This is a genomic window from Haloferax sp. KTX1, assembly GCF_902410085.1.
In the GTDB taxonomy this organism is placed as follows: domain Archaea; phylum Halobacteriota; class Halobacteria; order Halobacteriales; family Haloferacaceae; genus Haloferax; species Haloferax massiliensis.
Map to the genome: position 1 here is coordinate 1 of NZ_CABPRH010000215.1, position 438 is coordinate 438.

At 63.5% G+C, this 438-nt stretch carries 1 protein-coding gene; it reads right to left on the minus strand.

Going from position 1 to position 438, the window contains the following annotated elements; genetic code table 11:
* Nucleotides 1-186: 186 nt before the first annotated feature.
* The coding region (locus tag FY251_RS21515; RefSeq protein ID WP_305037597.1) for a molybdopterin dinucleotide binding domain-containing protein at nucleotides 187-438 on the minus strand (252 nt) is incomplete at its 5' end.

The following is a 438-nucleotide window of genomic DNA, read 5'->3' on the forward strand; positions in this document are numbered from 1 at the left end:
CCGTTTACAGAACGGCTATTCTACCCAGCCTGAGTGGATAGACCGCAAATATATCATCGGATATCCCCTGTTTAAGGACATTGAACGCCCAGCGGACGGGGGAATAATTGGACATATTTAGATTACTTCGGACGGCGATGGAGAAGCGCGTGTCGACGAACCGTCGGGGCCGCGCCCGATATCGGCTCAGTCGGCCGTGGCGGGCGGGAGTTCAGCCTCGGCGGCGACGAGGCGGGCGGCACACTGCTTGAAGTTCGGTTCGTCGGACTGGGGGTCGCGGTCCGAAAGCGTCAGCCGGTTCGTTGCCGGGTGGTGAATGGGGAGCCACACCATCCCCTCGGGGACGCCCTCGTCGCGGTCGATGGCGACCGTCGCGGAGCCACGGCGGGTCTCGACGGTCAGCCGGTCGTCGGTAACGAGGCCGCTGTGTTCCTCGAC